The following is a 17,367-nucleotide window of genomic DNA, read 5'->3' as shown; positions in this document are numbered from 1 at the left end:
GGTGCGCCTCGGGCGGCAGCTTGCCTTCGAGCCGTCCGCGAGCACGGCCCGGACGTCCTGGTGCTGGACCTCGCGCTGGGCGCCGGCGCGGCGGCGCGCGCCGGGGTGCCGGTCCTGGCGATCCCCGCGCTGGACGACACGGTGATCGCGGGCGCCCTGCGTGCCGGGGTGCGCGGCTTCCTCCCCGCGCACCCCGCACCGGCCGACGTCACCCGTGCGATCCGCAACGTCGCCGCCGGGGCCGTCGTGTTCGGCGACGGCCTCGCGGACCGGCTCCCCCGGCTGCTGCAGTCCCCCGCGCCGCTGCCGGAGCTCACCCTGGCCCGCACCGCGGGCCTGGCCCCGGTCTAGCCGCGGAGCATCTCCGCGACCAGGAACGCCAGCTCCAGCGACTGCTGCGTGTTGAGCCGCGGGTCGCAGGCCGTCTCGTAGCGGCCGGACAGGTCGACGTCGGAGATCTCCTGGGCGCCGCCCAGGCACTCCGTGACGTCCTCGCCGGTCAGCTCCACGTGGATGCCGCCCGGGTACGTGCCCAGCTGGTTGTGCACCTCGAAGAAGCCCTGGACCTCGTCGACGATCCGGTCGAAGTGGCGGGTCTTGTAGCCGGTGGACGACTCGTGGGTGTTGCCGTGCATCGGGTCGCACTGCCAGATGACCTTGTGCCCGGACGCCTCGACCTTCTCGACGATCGCGGGCAGCACCTCGCGGACCTTGCCGTTGCCCATCCGCGCGATGAGCGTCAGGCGGCCCGGCTCGTTGCGCGGGTCGAGGCGCTCGACGTACTCCAGCGCCTGCTCCGGCGTGGTCGTCGGGCCGATCTTCAACCCGATCGGGTTGGCCAGCAGCTCGGCGAACGCGATGTGCGCGCCGTCCAGCTGGCGGGTGCGCTCGCCGATCCAGAGGAAGTGCGACGACAGGTTGTACAGCTTGGGGTCCGCCGCGTCCGCGTTGTCCAGGCGCAGCATGGAGCGCTCGTAGTCGAGCAGCAGGGCCTCGTGGCTGGCGAAGATCTCCGTCGACTGCAGCGACGTGTCCGTGACACCGCACGCCGACATGAACCGCAGGCCACGGTCGATCTCGTTGGCCAGCGACTCGAAGCGCTGCGCCGCCGGCGACGCCGACACGAAGTCCTTGTTCCAGTCGTGCACCTGGTGCAGGTCGGCCATGCCGGCGGCGGTGAGCGCGCGGACGAGGTTCATCGCGGCGCCCGCGTTCGCGTAGGCGCGGATCATCCGGCCGGGGTCCGGCACGCGCAGTTCGGGCTTGGCGACCAGGGAGTTGATGATGTCGCCGCGGTAGACCGGCAGGCCCAGCGCGTCGGTCGCGGCCGAGCGCGGCTTCGCGTACTGGCCGGCGATGCGGCCGACCTTGACCACCGGCAGGCTCGCGCCGTAGGTCAGCACCACCGCCATCTGCAGCAGCGTGCGCAGGTTGGCCCGGATGTGCGGCTCGGTGTTGGACTCGAACGTCTCGGCGCAGTCGCCGCCCTGCAGCAGGAACGCCTCGCCGCGGGCGACCATGGCCAGCCGCCCCTTGAGCCGGTCGATCTCGGCCGGGACGGTGATCGGCGGCACGCTCTCCAGCACGCCGCGGACCCGGCGGGTCACCTCGGGGTCGGGCCACTCCGGCTGCTGGGCCGCCGGCAGCGCCAGCGCCTTGTCGAGCCGCGCGCGCAGCTCGGGCGGCAGGGGCGGCAGCTCGGGCAGTGTGTCGACGGGGACGTCCACAGTCCAGTTCACACCCACCAGGATAAGGTCCGCCGCGTGCTGCGCTTCTCCAGGTTGGCCACCGAAGCCCTGGCCCCCTGGGTGTGGGTCCTGACACTGCCGCTCGCCGTCGCCTGGGCCGCCACCGGCCACCGGCCGCTCCCCACGCTGAGCTGGGGACTGCTCATTTCCGTCACCGGTTCGCTGATCCCGATGGCGGTGATCGTGCGCGGCGCCCGGCGCGGCAGGTGGGACGGCCACCACGTGACGAACCGGGCCGGGCGGCGGATCCCGCTGCTGGTCGCCGGGGTGTCGCTGGGCCTCGGGTTCGCCGTGCTGCTCGCCGGCGGCGCGCCCGTGCAGCTGGTCGCGCTCGCGGCGTCGATGCTGGCGAGCCTGGTGGTCGCGGTGGCGATCACGTTCGGGGCGAAGTTCAAGATCTCGCTGCACGCCGCGGTGGCCTCGGCCGCCGTCGTCGTGCTGGCCCTGACGTACGGCCCGTGGGCGCTGCTGCTCGCGCTGCTCGCGGCCTGGGTGGCGTGGTCGCGCGTCGCGCTGCGCGACCACACCACCGCGGAGGTGCTGGCCGGCCTGCTGATGGGGGTGGTCGTCGGCGGGGGCGGCTACTGGGTGCTGCTCACCGCCTTGACCTGACCCCGGTCCTCAGCAGGGCCGTCCCGAGGCGAACGTCGCGAACACGCCGGCCCCCGAGAACGCCGGAATCCGCAGCACCAGTCCGCTGTATTTCGGGCCGGTGAAAAGGCACCAGGGGTTCTGGGTGCCGTTTTGTTCGGCGAACGCGGTGAACGGCGGCGTGATCGACGGTGTCGGCGCCCCGAGGCAGAGGTCGTTGCCGTCCGTGCCGAGCAGCCGGAGGCTTTCCGGAAGGCAGAACGTGGTCCGGGCCGACGCCGCCGGGGCGGTCAGCAGGGCCGCGGCCAGCACGGACACGACGAAGAACAGCACTCTTTTCATCGATTTTCCCCTCATTTCCCCCGAGGGGGAAATGTCCCCCTCACCCTTCAGACTGACAGGAGCGGTCCGCGGCGGGGAAGACCCCGTCACGCAGATAGCCCAGCACTGCTTCGTTCCCGCAAGCGTTTTCCCGCGTGAAGACGCCGTGCCCGCCGGCGTCGACGGTGACCATCCGGGCGCGGGCGCCGAACGCCGCCCGCGTCTCGCGCGCGCCGGACAGCGGGGTCGCCGGGTCGCGCCGGTTCTGCACCAGCAGGACGTTCGCCGGACCGGGGCCGCCGACGCGCACCGGCGGCTCGGCGCGCTCGACCGGCCAGAACGCGCACGGGTTCACGTTCGCCGCGGCCGGGCCGAACATCGGGTGGGCGGTCCGTTCGCGCGCCACCGCGTGCTGGTAGTAGCCGACCGGCTCCGGCCAGTCGGAGTCGTTGCAGATCACCTGGAGCTGGAGCGCGGCGCGGTTGTCGCCGTCGAGCGGGCCGGCCGCGGTGCGCGTGGTGCCCGCCCATTCCCGGGCCAGTGCCGGGAAGAAGGCGTCGTCGTAGAGCCCGTTCCAGGTGTCCGACCGGAACTCCGGCCCGCGGACGGCGGCGAGCTGGAAGAACTTCGCCGTCACCGCGGCCGGCGTCCGCCCCAGGTGGTAGACGTCGTCGCGCGCGGCCGCCCACGCGGCGAAATCCGGGAAGCGGTCGTCGAACCCTTCGGCGAACCGCTGGTTGGCGCGGACGTCGAGACCGCGCGGCCCGAGAACGCTGTCGAGCACGATCCGATCGGTGCGGCCGGGGAACATCGACGCGTAGGCGGCGCCGAGGTAGCTGCCGTAGGAGACGCCGTAGTAGGAGATCTTCTTCTCCCCCAGCGCTTCCCTGATCCGGTCGAGGTCCCGTGCGGTGTTCGCGGTCGTCATGTGCGGCAGCAGGTCCTTTGTGGACGCATTTCCGCACTTCTCGGCCACCGCCTTGGCTTTCGCCGCGGTGACGACGACGTCCCGCGGCCCGTCCGCGTACGGGCCGAGGACCGCGCCACGTTCCTCGGCCGTGGTCATGCCGCACGTGACCGGCGTGCTGTAGCCGGTGCCGCGGGGGTCGAAGCCGACGACGTCGTAGGCGTCCGGGAGGCCGGAGCCGCCCATCCGCTGCAGCAGCTGGGCGGGCATGGCGAGCGCGGGGCTGCCGGGCCCGCCGGGGTTCATCAGCAGCACGCCCCGTTTCCTGCCGGGGGCGGCGGCGTGGCGGGAGAGCGTGAGCTCGATGGTGCGCTCCGGGTGCGCGTAGTCGAGCGGAACGCGCAGGGTGGCGCATTCGAGCCCCTCCGTCGGCGACGGCGACATCCCGTAGTCCGGACAGGGGGTCGTCCACCGGAGTTTCGCAGCCGCGGCGGCCGGAGGTGCCGCGAGCAGGGGCAGGAAGGCCAGGACGATCAGGGTTTTCCGCATGCCCCGAGCTTCCTGCGGTCTGTTCGCGCAGACGTCAGCCCAGGGAACGGAACCACGGCTCCGCCCCTGGGCTGACGGGGATCACGCGGCTTGCGCGCGGGTGTAGAGGTTCTGCGCGTCGGCACCGAAGTACGGGCCGAACATGTAGCCGGGCAGGAAGTTGTAGCCGAAGCTGTTCACCGAGGCCTGCACGCCGGTGCCGGTGCTTTCGTTGAACGAGAGGAACCACGGACCGCCGCTGGAGCCGCCGGTCATGTTGCAGCTCATGCCGTGGTCCTTGGTCAGCAGGAAGTCGGTGAAGGTGCTGCCGCTGCAGTAGATCAGCTTGGTCCCGTCGTAGGGCGAGGCGGCGGGGTAGCCGAAGGTGTACATGGTCTGGTTCTTCGGCTGGTTGAAGGCAATACCCTGCGCGCCGACGACATCGGTGAGCCGCTGCGAGTTCAGCGGGTTGACCACGGCCATGCCGACGTCGTAGTTGATGTCCTCGCCGGCTTCCCACTGCGGAGTGGTGAGGGTGGTCTTGGCGCTCCACTGGCCGTAGGGAGCGTTCCCGTTGTTGTAGCCGGGGACGAAGACCCACTGGGTGTGCCAGGTGCCCTGGTACTTGACGCAGTGCCCGGCGGTGACGACGACACTGCCGTTGGAGCTGGTGACGGCATCCCCGGAGCACGACGCTTTCTGGCCGTTGAAGAGGAAGAAGACACGCCCGGCGGTCTGGGTGACCTTCCCGCCGCCGGTCCAGGGGCCACCGCCGTTCGGAATGCTCTGGATGATCGCGCTCTGGCCTTTGGCCACGTCTTTCGGCGTGACTGCCGGGGCCTTGACGAGCGACTCCATGGGGACGGCTGCCCGCATGGCATCGGGGGTCCAGAAGGGTTTCGCCTCGGCCGGAGTGCCGACGAGGGCGAACGCGAGAGAGAGGATGGCGGTGATCACCGCGGTTTTCGTGTGCTTCAAGACGCCCCACCTTCCGCAGAAGTGAATCGTCGCAAAGGCGACACAACGCCTCGAAAGTAGTTGGCTGTGTACAGAGTGCACAGCCGCCGTTCGGCGTAACGACAGGCGGTCAGCCGTTCCCGGGGTCGAGACCCACCCGCGACTCCTGCAGGGTGAGGAACTGGTCGACGACCTCGGTCACGCCGGGACACTCGCCCGGGCGGAGGGCCGGCAGGACCGACGGCCATTCGTTCGACTGCGCCACCTGAGCGAGGAGCCTGGAACGCGCGGGCTCCGCCAAACGATCGGCCATCGCCACCAGCGCCGAACTCCTCTCGAAGGGCGACAGGGAAGTACTGGCAAGGTGAAGAGCCCGCTCGAGGTCGCATTCGGCCAATCGTTCAAGGAAAGCCTTGACCGCCGCCGAACGGTGCTTGACTTCGAGGTTGTCGAGCACTTCAAGGCCGTCGCCGTAACCGACGGCACCCATCGCTTCGGCCAGTGCCACCGCCAGCAGGGACGGGGCTAATTCATTGACGGGTCCGCCTCGCACGATCTCGGCTGCCGATTCGATTCGACCCTCGGCACAGAATTCCCTGATGACTACCTTATAGGCACTGTCACGATGGTACGATTTTTCGATCTTCCGGGCGATCTCAAGTCCTTGATCCGGAAACCCGGCGGCACAGTGGAGAGCGACCAGTCGAGGCAGCTCGGATTCCATGAGAGACTGCTCGGCCACGCGATCGCCGACACCGCGGACGATGCGGCACACTTCTTTCGCTGCCCCGGCGGCACGGTGCCGACGAACCAGGGGAATCATGACTTCGAACATCGCCGAAGTGCCCACCAGCCGCAGCCCCACCCGTTCGGCCAGTTCCATATCACCCGACTCGGCCAGCAGTTCAGCGATCCCCGAAAAGCCGTGTCGGCGCGCCCCCGACGCCAAGACAACCCGGGCGAACCGTTCGGCAGCCGGCACATCGCGCGCCGCTACGACGAAGTCGGCGACGCGCCGGAATGATGGTTTGTAGCCGTGCTCGTCACTCAGGCTGCGGGCGGCTGATTCGGCCTCCGACGCCAAAGTCTCCGCCTTCGCGGTGTCGCCGGCCTTCAGCAGGCCTTCGGCGATCGCCGTCATGGCCGCCGCACGGACCTCCGTGCCGACATATCCGCTCCACTCGTCGGATTTGATCGCGAGTAGCTCCATCGCCCGCTTGTCGTCATGCGCGGCAAGTGACTCGAGGACAGGGAACAATGCACGCCTGCCGTGAACGGGCGAGATGAGGTCGAGAAGCGACTCGGCGAAACCAACGCTTCCTTGTTCGATGGCCAGCTCGACGAGATCGCACACGTAGTCCCCGCGGCGATTCGAGTCACCGAGGCCGAGCACCTTCTCCTTCGCGCGTTCGAGGTCGGTGCGGGCCAGGTCTTCGAGTTCCATTGAGAAGACGATCCCAGGCGCGGCCGCGGAGGCAGCGAGGTCGGCTGCTGCTTCCGGATCTCCGTCGTCCCGGAGCCGGCGCGCGGCCCGAGTGATCACGTCGACGCTGGAAGAAAGGTCTAAATCCTCGGCGACTGCGACAGCGCGGGCAACGTCCCCTTGTTCGATCAGCCGACGAGCCACGAAGTGGCGCGTATTGATCCTCGCCTTGTCGTCCGGAATCTTGTCAGCAGCGGCCAGCATCGTGGCCGGGTCGGTCAAGGGACGCGGGGCCGCCAAAGTGAGCAGTGCCCGGCGACGCCAGCTGGCATCCCCGATGGCTTCGGCCATCGCCATAGCGCGCGGGAGATCGCCGGCGGCCGCGATCTCGGTGAGGAGATACTGTCTGACGATCGGAAACTCTGCTTCGTCGACGGCCTCGGTCACGATTCGGTCGGCCCGGTCAGCCCGCCCGGCTCGAACCATTACCGGGACCAGTTCGTAGACCGCGTCGGCTCTCCGTTTCGGCTCGGAGATCGAACGCGCGAGCGCCTCCGCGCGAGCGAATTGGCCCAGCCGCGCCCACAGTGCCGGCAACCGCGCCGGGGTCCGGGCGTTCCGGGCTTCCAGGTCGTCGCGGTGCATCGACAGCTTGAGCAGGCCGACTACGTCGGGCTGGGCCGACGCCGAAACCTCCGCGTGGGCGGCCGCGATCTCGGCCTGAGCCGCGGCCTCACCGCCGGAGACGTCCTGCAGCCGTTCTTGCCTGGCCAGGTCCGTGACGCACTCGACCAGACGCTGGAGCTGCCCGGTCTCCTGCAGAAGCCGCGGATAGCCCAGCAGGAGGAACTGGGGCGTCGACGCGGGCCACCCTCGATCCCGGTACTCGTCGGCCCAAGCCATGAGACGGTCCCGGTAGGCCTGCAGACCGTCCGAGCCGAACCGGCCCACCGCCCGTGCCTGCAGGCCCTCGTGCGCCAGCACGTAGACCTCCGGGCCGAAATTCCACCGGGCCCGCCGTCGGCTGAACGCCCGGCCCTCGACACTGTCCAGGATGCGGTGCACCGAATCCGCCTGCCTGCCGACGAGCTCGACGAGGTCGTCCCGGCTCAGGCCGCCGCGGGCGGCGACCAGCAGGCCGAGCACGTCCCTGGCTTCGGCCTCCCCGTCCAGGAGCCGGTCGAGATCGCCCTTCATCTCCAGCTCGGCTGCGGAAGCCGCGGACGACGAAACGAGTTCGCGCACGATCGCCGGATCGCGCAGGGGGTGGTCCGGGTGCAACGCCGGCGGGATGCCGGGGTTCGGCCGCCCCGTGACGATCACGCGCATGCCGTGTGTCGGCCGGCGGGGCAGCAGTGCGGCGATGCTCCCCGCTCCGTCGTTCTCCCCCGCTCCGCGGTCCTCGTCGAGCCCGTCGACGATCAGGATCAGCCGGTGGCCGAGGCGCTCAGTGACTTCCGCGGCCGCGTCCAGCAGTCCCGGGAAGCCCGACGCGCCGGCGTTCTCCGGCAGCGGGATACCCAGTACCTCCGCCAGTTGCAGGTCCACCTCGGTCAGGAAGCCCGCCCGGCCATCGGCTTCCGCGTCCGGCGCCCGGACGAAGAACGGGACCAGCCGGACTCCCTCGGGCGGATCGAGCGCGAAAGAGGCCATGAGGGCGGTCTTGCCGCTCCAGGCGTCGGCTCTCCACCACGCGTAGGGAGACGCAGGATCAGCCGCCAGGCAAAACCGCTTCAGCTCGGCCAGCTCGGTCTCCCGGCCGACGAGCGTGTCCGGAGCCAGCTCGCGCACCTTGCCCAGGTACCAGGATTTCGCCGCGCCGGTCGCGCCGTAGTGAAAGTCGCCTGCCACGATCCCGACCTGGACGAGGTCGCCGGTGTTGCCGTCGCCGACGGAGGCCGAGTTGACGATCCGCTCCGGCGGCTTGGTCATCGACGATCCTCCCCCGTCACCGTTCGCTGGCTCTCCCAGCGTCGCTGCGAAACCGCCCGGTGTTACGCCGAAGGCCCCCTCACCAGCGGTGAGGGGGCCTTTCGAACCGAACCGATCAAACCACCGCGAGCGGCAGCGCCGTCGGGTGCACCGGCGCCGGCAGGTCCGACGCCCCCGTCAGGTACGTGTCCACCGCGTTCGCCACCGAACGGCCCTCCGCGATCGCCCACACCACCAGCGACGCTCCGCGGTGGGCGTCCCCGCACACGAACACCCCGGGCGTCTCCGTCTGCCAGTCCGCGCCACAAGACAACGTTCCGCGGCGGGTCAACGAGAGACCCAACCCGGACAGCAGCGGCATCTCCTCGACGCCCTCGAAACCGATCGCCAGCAGGACCAGGTCCGCCGGCAGCGTCTCCACCTCGTCGTTCACCGGGATGACCTCGCGCCGCCCGGTGGCCGGGTCCTTCTGGACGCGGACCTGCTGCAGCTCCACCGCCGTCACGTGGCCCTCGTCGGACCCCACGAACCGGCGCACCGCCACCGCGAACTTGCGCTCGCCCGCCTCTTCGTGCGCCGCGTACGTGCGCAAGATGTACGGCCACGTCGGCCACGGGGACCGCGAGTCGTCCCGGACAGCAGGCGGCATCGGGTACTGGTCCAGCTGGGTCACCGACAGCGCGCCCTGGCGCGTTGCCGTTCCGTACGAGTCCGCGCCCGTGTCGCCGCCGCCGATGATCAGGACGTGCTTTCCGCGGGCGTCGATCGCCGGGGGGCCGTCGCCCTCCACGTACCTGTTGGCCGGGACCAGGTGCTCCATCGCCAGGTGGATGCCCGCCAGCTCGCGGCCCGGTGTCGTCGTGTCGTCGCGGCCGCGCAACGCGCCCACCGCCAGCACCACCGCGTCGTACTGGGCGCGCAGGTCCTCCACCGACAGGTCGACGCCGACCTCGCAGCCCGTCACGAACCGGGTGCCCTCCTTGCGCAGCTGCGCCAGGCGGCGATCGAGGACCTTCTTCTCCATCTTGAACTCGGGGATGCCGTAGCGCAGCAGCCCGCCGAGGCGGTCGTCGCGCTCGTACACCGTGACCTCGTGACCCGCGCGGGTCAGCTGCTGCGCCGCCGCGAGGCCGGCCGGGCCGGAGCCGACGATCGCCACGCGGCGGCCACTGGACACTTCGGACACCTGGGGCTGGACGTACCCCGCTTCCCAGGACTGGTCGGCGATCGTCTGCTCGACGCGCTTGATCGACACCGGGCCGCCCGACAGCGGCGAGATCGACAGCACGCAGCCCGCCTCGCACGGCGCCGGGCACAGCTTCCCGGTGAACTCGGGGAAGTTGTTGGTCGCGTGCAGCCGGTCGCTCGCCGCGGCCCAGTCACCGCGGCGGACCAGGTCGTTCCACTCCGGGATCAGGTTGCCCAGCGGGCAGCCGGAACTCCCCGAGTGGCAGAACGGGATGCCGCAGTCCATGCACCGCGACGCCTGCTTGCGCACCTGTTCGTTGCGCTCGCCCGGGTCGACCTCCGCGTAGACCTCGCCCCACGAGGAAAGCCTTTCCTCGTAAGACTTCTTCGCGGGCTCTTCGCGTTCGAACTTCAGGAAACCGGTCGGGTCAGCCACGAGCGGCCCCTGTGTCCTGCGGGATACCCGCACCCAGTCGGCCCTCGTGGCCGGGGCTCCGCCAATTGTCAGCCACGAGCTGCCTCCATGATCGCCTCGTCGACGTCGCGGCCGGCGGCGCGAGCCGCCTTCGCCGCGTCCAGGACCCGCTGGTAGTCGCGCGGCATCACCTTCGTGAACGCCACGGACCGGCGCGGCCAGTCGCCGAGCAGCGAGGCCGCGACCGCGGAGCGGGTGAGATCGTAGTGCTGTTGCACGGTTTTCTTGAGCCACGCCAGGTCGTCGGCGGTCGGCCGCAGCAGGTCGACCATGTCCTGGTTGACCTTCTTCGCGTCGACGTCGAGGACGAAGGCGATGCCGCCGGACATGCCGGCCGCCAGGTTGCGCCCGGTCGGGCCGAGCACCACCGCACGGCCGCCGGTCATGTACTCGAAGGCGTGGTCGCCGACGCCCTCGGCGACGACCGTGGCGCCGGAGTTGCGGACGCAGAAGCGTTCGCCGACCTGGCCGCGCAGGAAGATCTCGCCGCCGGTGGCGCCGTAGGCGATCGTGTTGCCCGCGATCGTCTGCGCCTCGGCGGCGAAGGACGCCTCCGGGTCGGGGCGGACGACGACCCGGCCGCCGGAGAGGCCCTTGCCGACGTAGTCGTTCGCGTCGCCGACCATGTCGAGGGTGATGCCGCGCGGCAGGAACGCGCCGAGCGACTGGCCGGCCGAACCGGTGAGCGTGACGTGGATCGTGCCCTCGGGCAGGCCGTCCCCGCCGTAGCGGCGGGTGATCTCCGAGCCCAGCAGCGTGCCGACGGTCCGGTTGACGTTGCGCACCGGCAACTCGATGTTGACCTGGTGCGCGTCTTCCAGCGCCGCCTCGGCGAGCTGGATCAGCGTGCGGTCCAGGGCGTGCTCGAGGCCGTGGTCCTGGCCGCGCGTGCGCCGCTTGGCGCCGCCGTAAGGCGTCTCCGAAGGCATCTCGAAGATCGGCGCCAGGTCCAGACCGGACGCCTTCCAGTGGTCGACGGCCTCGTCGGTGTTGAGCAGCTCGGCGTGGCCGATGGCCTCGTCGAGCGTCCGGAAGCCCAGCGCCGCCAGGGTTTCCCGGACTTCTTCGGCGACGAACTTGAAGAAGTTGACGACGTGCTCGACCTGGCCGGTGTAGCGCTTGCGCAGCTCCGGGCTCTGCGTGGCGACGCCGACCGGGCAGGTGTCGAGGTGGCAGACGCGCATCATGATGCAGCCCGCCACGACCAGCGGCGCCGTCGCGAAGCCGTACTCCTCGGCGCCGAGCAGCGCCGCGATGACGACGTCCCGGCCGGTCTTCATCGCGCCGTCCACCTGCACGGTGATCCGGTCGCGCAAGCCGTTGAGCAGCAACGTCTGCTGGGTCTCGGCGAGGCCGATCTCCCACGGCGTGCCCGCGTGCTTGAGCGAGTTCATCGGGGACGCGCCGGTGCCGCCGTCGTGGCCCGAGATGAGCACGACGTCCGCGTGTGCCTTGGACACGCCGGCCGCGACCGTGCCGACGCCCAACGAGGACACCAGCTTCACGTGGATGCGGGCGTGCTCGTTGGCGTTCTTGAGGTCGTGGATCAGCTGGGCCAGGTCCTCGATGGAGTAGATGTCGTGGTGCGGCGGCGGCGAAATGAGGCCGACGCCCGGCGTCGAGTGCCGGGTCCGCGCGATCCACGGGTACACCTTGTTCGGCGGCAGCTGGCCGCCCTCGCCGGGCTTCGCGCCCTGCGCCATCTTGATCTGGATGTCGTCGGCGTTGACCAGGTATTCGCTGGTGACGCCGAAGCGGCCCGACGCGACCTGCTTGATCGCGCTGCGGCGCTCGGGGTCGTAGAGCCGCTCGGGGTCCTCGCCGCCCTCGCCGGTGTTGGACCGGCCGCCGATGCGGTTCATCGCGATGGCCAGGGTTTCGTGCGCCTCGGCGGAAATCGAGCCGTACGACATCGCGCCGGTGTTGAAGCGCTTGAAGATCGCCTCGGCCGGCTCGACCTCGTCGAGCGGCACCGGCTCGCGGACGCCTTCCTTGAACTTGAACAGCCCGCGCAGCGTGCCGCCTTCGCGGTAGAGGCGGTGCACCTCGTCGGTGTACTTGCGGTAGACCTCGTCGCGGCCGGTCTTGGACGCGTGCTGCAGCAGGAACACCGTCTCCGGCGTGAACAGGTGCAGCTCGCCCTCGCGGCGGTAGGCGTACTCGCCACCCGTCTCGAGTCCACGGTGGACGCGGTCGGTCGGGTTTTCCGGGTAGGCACGGCGATGCCGCGTCGCGACCTCTTCGGCGAGCACCTCGAGGCCGACGCCGCCGAGCTTCGACGACGTCCCGGTGAAGTACTCGTCGAGCAGGTCCTGGCTCAGGCCGAGGGACTCGAAGACCTGGGCGGCGGTGTACGCGCCGACCGTCGAGATGCCCATCTTGGACATGATCTTCAGGACGCCCTTGACCAGCGCCTGCACGTAGTTGCGGACGGCCTTGGCGGGCTCGATGCCGGTGACCGCACCCTGCCCGATCATGTCCTCGATGGTCTCGAAGGCCAGGTACGGGTTGACCGCGGCGGCGCCGTAGCCGAGCAGCAGCGCGATGTGGTGCACCTCGCGGGCGTCGCCGGATTCGACGACCAGCGCGACGCGCAGGCGTTCCTTGGTGCGGACCAGGTGGTGGTGCACCGCGGAGACCAGCAGCAGCGACGGGATCGGCGCCATCCGGTGGTCGGAGTCGCGGTCGGACAGCACGAGCGTGCGCGCGCCGGCCGCGATCGCCTCGGACGCCTCGCGCCGGACGCGCTCGATCGCGCCCGCCAGCGCCTCGGCCCCACCGTCCACTTCGTACAGTCCGGAAAGGACGCTGCAGGCGAAGCCGGGGAGGTCGCCGTCGTCGTTGATGTGGATGAGCTTGGCGAGCTCGTCGTTGTCGATGACCGGGTACGGCAGCTTCAGGTGCCGGCAGGACGCCGGGCCGGGAGCCAGCAGGTTGCGCTCCGGACCCATGATCCGCGCCATGCAGGTGACGAGCTCCTCGCGGATCGCGTCCAGCGGCGGGTTGGTCACCTGGGCGAAGTTCTGCTTGAAGTAGTCGTAGAGCAGCCGGGACCGCTTCGACAGCACCGCGGGCGGGGTGTCCGAGCCCATCGAGCCGATCGGCTCGGCGCCCTTCTCGGCCATCGGCGCGAGCAGGATCTTGAGCTCTTCTTCGGTGTAGCCGAAGGAAAGCTGGCGCCGCAGCACGGAGTCGTGGCTCTGCACGACGTGGTCGCGGTCGGGCAGCTCGGCGATCTGGAGCAGGCCCGCGTGCAGCCACGAGTCGTAGGGCAGCTCGCTCGCCAGCGCGGACTTGACCTCTTCGTCGTCCACGATCCGGCCGGCCTCGGTGTCGACCAGGAACATCCTGCCGGGCTTGAGCCGCCCCTTGGCCACGACGTCCTTCGGCGCGACGTCCAGCACGCCGGCCTCGCTGGCCAGCACGACGCGGTCGTCGGCCGTGCGCCACCAGCGCGCCGGGCGCAGGCCGTTGCGGTCCAGGACCGCGCCGACCAGGCTGCCGTCGGTGAAGGTGACGCAGGCCGGGCCGTCCCACGGCTCCATCAGGCTGGCGTGGAACTGGTAGAACGCGCGGCGCTCGGGCTTCATGGTGGCGTGGTTCTCCCACGCCTCCGGGATCATCATCAGCACCGCGTGCGGCAGCGACCGGCCGCCGAGGTGCAGGAGTTCGAGGACCTCGTCGAAGGACGCCGAGTCCGACGCGTCCGGCGAGCAGATCGGGAATAGCCTGCTCAGGTCGCCGGTGAGGACGTCGGACTCCAGCAGCGCCTCCCGCGCCCGCATGCGGTTGCGGTTGCCGCGGATGGTGTTGATCTCGCCGTTGTGGGCCACGAACCGGAAGGGGTGCGCCAGCGGCCACGACGGGAAGGTGTTGGTGGAGAAGCGGGAGTGCACCAGCGCGATGGCGCTTTCCAGGCGTTCGTCGCGCAGGTCGGCGAAGAACGCCGGCAGCTGCTCCGGCGTCACCATGCCCTTGTAGACGAGCGTCCGGGAGGACAGGGACGGGAAGTACGTGCCGCAGCCGGCGGTGACGCTTTCGTGCTCGACGCGCTTGCGCAGGCAGAAGGCCAGCCGATCCAGCTGCAGGCCGGACTTTCCGTCGCCGGTGACGAAGAGCATGGCGAAGTGCGGCATGACCGAGCGGGCGGTCGGGCCGATGTCGGCCCGGTCGGCGTCGACCGGGACCTCGCGCCAGCCGAGGACCTCCAGGCCTTCTTCGACGGCGATGCGTTCGCAGAGTTCGACGGCCTTGCGGCGCTGCTCGGCGTCCTGCGGCAGGAAGGCGATGCCGGCGGCGTAGGTGTGGTGGCCCTGCTCGTCGGGCCCGGGCAGCTCGAAGCCGGCCTCGGCGCGCAGCAGCACGTCGGGCAGCTGGAGGAGGATGCCGGCACCGTCGCCGGAGGTGGGTTCGGCGCCCGCGGCGCCGCGGTGGTCGAGGTTGGTCAGCGCGGCCAGGCCGTCGGTGACGATGCCGTGGGATCGGCGCCCGCGGATGTCGGCCACCATGGCCACACCGCAGGAGTCCTGCTCGGTCTCCGGGTCGTACAGACCCTGCTTGCCGGGCATGGCGGAGAAGATCAACGGGACCTCCTTCGTCGTCTTGTCGTGCGGGGCCGGGCTACCGGCCGGGGAGCGCACGGGACGACGATGGCCCGCTTGTTAGCGCGACTTTAACACCTGGGAAACATGCCAGCAGCATCTCAGAGCGCCCCGGACGGCGTCGGACGGTAACGATCTGGCTGCGCGGAACGACGTAGTTCCTGATGGGCTTCCGGTAGTTCGTTCCGCTAAGTATACGGCCCGGAAACTCCGGTCGAGTCTAACGTGACCTGATCGGCTCGCTGTGTCCGCGGTCACTAGAACGTGTTACATTTCGCCGCATGATCCTCGATCGGTTCAAGCTCACCGACCAGGTCGCGGTGGTCACCGGCGCCGGACGCGGCATCGGCGCGGCCACCGCCGTGGCCCTCGCCGAAGCGGGCGCGGACGTGGTGATCGCCTCCCGCACCGCCTCCCAGCTTTCCGAGATCGCCGCCCTGGTCGCGGCGGCCGGACGGCGCGCGGTCGAGGTGCCGGTGGACCTGTCTTCCCCGGACGCGGCGGCGGCACTGGCGTCGACGGCGGAAGCCGAGTTCGGCCGGCTCGACCTGGTGGTCAACAACGTGGGCGGCACGTACCCGCGGCCGTTGCTGGAGAGCTCGGTCGAGTTCATGGAGGAAGCGTTCCGCTTCAACGTGGCGACGGCCCACGCGTTGACGGTGGCGGCGGGCCCGGCGTTGCTGAAGACGGGCGGCTCGGTGGTCAACATCTCTTCGGTGATGGGCCGAGTGGCCGGCCGCGGCTTCGCGGCATACGGAACGGCGAAGGCAGCACTGGCGCACTACACACGCCTGGCGGCGGCGGACCTGGCCCCTCGCGTCCGGGTCAATGCGATCTCGGTGGGTTCGGTGGCGACGTCGGCGCTGGAGATCGTGGTGGGGAACCCGGAGCTTCGCGCCAAGATGGAGGCTGCCACACCGCTGCGGAGGATCGGCGAGGCGGACCACATCGCGGCGACGGTGGTTTTCCTGGCGTCGCAGGCCGGTGGGTACATCACGGGCAAGATCCTCGAGGTCGACGGTGGGTTGCAGACGCCGAACCTGGAGCTGGGCCTGCCGGACCTCTGAGCCCTCCCGGCGAGACCGCCCGAAACTGTCGGTGCCTCCCGGTAGCGTGGAAACCGGGGGGCGGCGCCCCAGCCCCGCACACGACGAAGGCCGCCACCGGCGTCCGGCAGCGGCCTTCGGAAAGCGCTCAGCTCTCGTCGGTCCCGCCGAAACGGAGTTCGGGCTGCCAAGGCCAGGCTCGCGAGGAACATCATCCCCGGCCCCACCAGCACGAGTACGACCGCGAGCCGGCCGCCGTGCGGTCTCCGGGGGCGCTCGGAGGACGCTCCACGCGATGACTGCGCTGATGATGGCGAGGCAGAACATTGCCGTCGGCGCGATCGCGGGCCGGACGGCTCCCCTGGGGCCGGTGACCAATCGGTGCCCCACCGGCGAGCGGCGGTCGGTCCGTCTGGCCGGCTCCGGGTACTCGCCTGCCATCTGGCCGATGCACCGGAGCACCTCGTCGTCGAAAACGGGAAAGCGCCGCCGGGGCGGACACGACGAAGGCCGCCACCGGCGTCCGGCAGCGGCCTTCGGAAAGCGCTCAGCTCTCGTCGGTCTTCTTCGGCTCCTCGGTCGAGGGCGCCGCGTCCGAGGCGGGCTTCTCCGCGGCAGCAGGTGCCTGCTCGGCCTCGCCCGAAGCCGAAGCCGACGCCGAGGCCGACGCCGAGGCCGCCTCCGGCGAAGCCGCGACCTTCGCGTGCTCCCGCTCGTCGGCAGCTGCGGAGTCGGCCACCGGAACCTCGTCCGGCCCCACAGCGTCCTTGCTCACCAGGGTCTCCGGCGCCTCCCGCGGCCCCCGCTTCGCGGCGACCACGAAGTACGCCATCGCCCCCAGGAACAGCAGGATCGACGTCCACACGTTCACCCTCAGCCCGAGGATGTGGTTCGCCGTGTCGGTCCGCATCAGCTCGATCCAGCCGCGGCCCACCGTGTACCCGGCCACGTACAGCGCGAACGCGCGCCCGTGCCCGAGCTTGAACTTGCGGTCCGCCCACACCACCAGCAGCGCCACCAGCAGATTCCAGATGAGCTCGTACAGGAACGTCGGATGCACCGGGCTGACGTCCAGCGGAATGTGGCCCGTAGCGACTCCATTGAGCTGGTTGCTCGGGTCATCGACGTTGAAGCGCTGGTAGACCTCGAGCCCCCACGGGAGGTCCGTGTGCGCTCCGTACAGCTCCTGGTTGAAGTAGTTGCCGATGCGGCCGATCGCCTGCGCCACGACGATGCCCGGCGCCACCGCGTCCGCCATTGCCGGCAGCGGGATGCCCTTGCGGCGGCAGGCGATGAGCGCGCCCACCGCGCCGAGGGCGATCGCGCCCCAGATGCCGAGGCCGCCGTCCCAGATCGCGAACGCGTTCCACGGGTTGCGGCCCTCGGTGAAGTACAGCTCGGGGTCGGTGATCACGTGGTACAACCGGCCGCCGACCAGGCCGAACGGCACCGCGAACACCGCGATGTCGATCACCGTGCCCTTGGTGCCGCCGCGGGCGATCCAGCGCCGCTCGCCCCACCAGATCGCCACGATGATGCCGGCGATGATGCACAGGGCGTACGCGCGGAGCGGGATCGGCCCCAGGTGCCAGACACCGCGGTCGGGGCTCGGGATCGTCGCGAGGTAGGCGCTCATCACGCGGCCACCGT

The 17,367-nt window shown here is 70.5% G+C and carries 11 protein-coding genes; 3 read left to right on the top strand and 8 right to left on the bottom strand.

Annotation, left to right across the window (positions count from 1 at the left end; translation table 11 throughout):
* Positions 1–60 precede the first annotated feature (60 nt).
* Positions 61–351, top strand: coding sequence for a hypothetical protein (locus ABZX11_RS31690; protein ID WP_354919826.1), 291 nt, complete (start codon positions 61–63; stop codon positions 349–351).
* On the opposite strand, the gene ABZX11_RS31685 is transcribed toward ABZX11_RS31690, so the two are convergent.
* Positions 348–1,739, bottom strand: coding sequence for a class II 3-deoxy-7-phosphoheptulonate synthase (locus tag ABZX11_RS31685; protein ID WP_176175837.1), 1,392 nt, complete (start codon positions 1,737–1,739; stop codon positions 348–350). The genes ABZX11_RS31690 and ABZX11_RS31685 overlap by 4 nt on opposite strands.
* Before the next feature lie 24 nt (positions 1,740–1,763).
* Here ABZX11_RS31685 and ABZX11_RS31680 point away from each other — a divergent pair, with 24 nt between their 5' ends.
* A complete protein-coding gene (locus tag ABZX11_RS31680; RefSeq protein WP_354919822.1) occupies positions 1,764–2,360 on the top strand; it encodes a hypothetical protein in 597 nt (198 codons plus the stop codon).
* A 9-nt stretch (positions 2,361–2,369) separates the two neighbouring features.
* Here ABZX11_RS31680 and ABZX11_RS31675 read toward each other — a convergent pair whose 3' ends face one another.
* The 6 genes from ABZX11_RS31675 to gltB all read right to left on the bottom strand — a co-directional run bounded on the left by ABZX11_RS31675 (position 2,370) and on the right by gltB (position 14,653).
* On the bottom strand, positions 2,370–2,681 hold the full coding sequence (locus ABZX11_RS31675; protein WP_354919819.1) for a hypothetical protein: 312 nt from the start codon (positions 2,679–2,681) through the stop codon (positions 2,370–2,372).
* A gap of 40 nt (positions 2,682–2,721) precedes the next feature.
* Positions 2,722–4,116 (bottom strand): alpha/beta hydrolase, encoded by a 1,395-nt coding sequence (locus ABZX11_RS31670; RefSeq protein WP_354919816.1) that lies wholly within the window; start codon positions 4,114–4,116, stop codon positions 2,722–2,724.
* An 81-nt stretch (positions 4,117–4,197) separates the two neighbouring features.
* Positions 4,198–5,073, bottom strand: coding sequence for a peptidase (locus tag ABZX11_RS31665; protein ID WP_354919813.1), 876 nt, complete (start codon positions 5,071–5,073; stop codon positions 4,198–4,200).
* A gap of 109 nt (positions 5,074–5,182) precedes the next feature.
* On the bottom strand, positions 5,183–8,407 hold the full coding sequence (locus ABZX11_RS31660) for a hypothetical protein (RefSeq protein ID WP_354919810.1): 3,225 nt from the start codon (positions 8,405–8,407) through the stop codon (positions 5,183–5,185).
* Between the two features lie 115 nt (positions 8,408–8,522).
* Entirely contained in the window at positions 8,523–10,031 is a 1,509-nt protein-coding gene (locus tag ABZX11_RS31655; RefSeq protein WP_354919807.1) for a glutamate synthase subunit beta, read from the bottom strand.
* A gap of 68 nt (positions 10,032–10,099) precedes the next feature.
* Positions 10,100–14,653, bottom strand: a complete 4,554-nt coding sequence (gltB, locus tag ABZX11_RS31650) for a glutamate synthase large subunit (RefSeq protein WP_176178258.1) — start codon at positions 14,651–14,653, stop codon at positions 10,100–10,102.
* Between the two features lie 299 nt (positions 14,654–14,952).
* Between gltB and ABZX11_RS31645 the strand changes: the two genes are divergently transcribed.
* Positions 14,953–15,738, top strand: a complete 786-nt coding sequence (locus ABZX11_RS31645; protein ID WP_354919804.1) for an SDR family oxidoreductase — start codon at positions 14,953–14,955, stop codon at positions 15,736–15,738.
* A gap of 526 nt (positions 15,739–16,264) precedes the next feature.
* On the opposite strand, the gene lgt is transcribed toward ABZX11_RS31645, so the two are convergent.
* Positions 16,265–17,353, bottom strand: coding sequence for a prolipoprotein diacylglyceryl transferase (lgt, locus tag ABZX11_RS31640; protein ID WP_354919801.1), 1,089 nt, complete (start codon positions 17,351–17,353; stop codon positions 16,265–16,267).
* Positions 17,354–17,367 lie beyond the last annotated feature (14 nt).

Origin of the sequence: Amycolatopsis sp. NPDC004169 (assembly GCF_040610315.1) — a bacterium.
Classification (GTDB): domain Bacteria; phylum Actinomycetota; class Actinomycetes; order Mycobacteriales; family Pseudonocardiaceae; genus Amycolatopsis.
The sequence above is the reverse complement of the archived record's forward strand: the minus strand, read 5'-3'. Positions and strand labels throughout refer to the sequence as shown.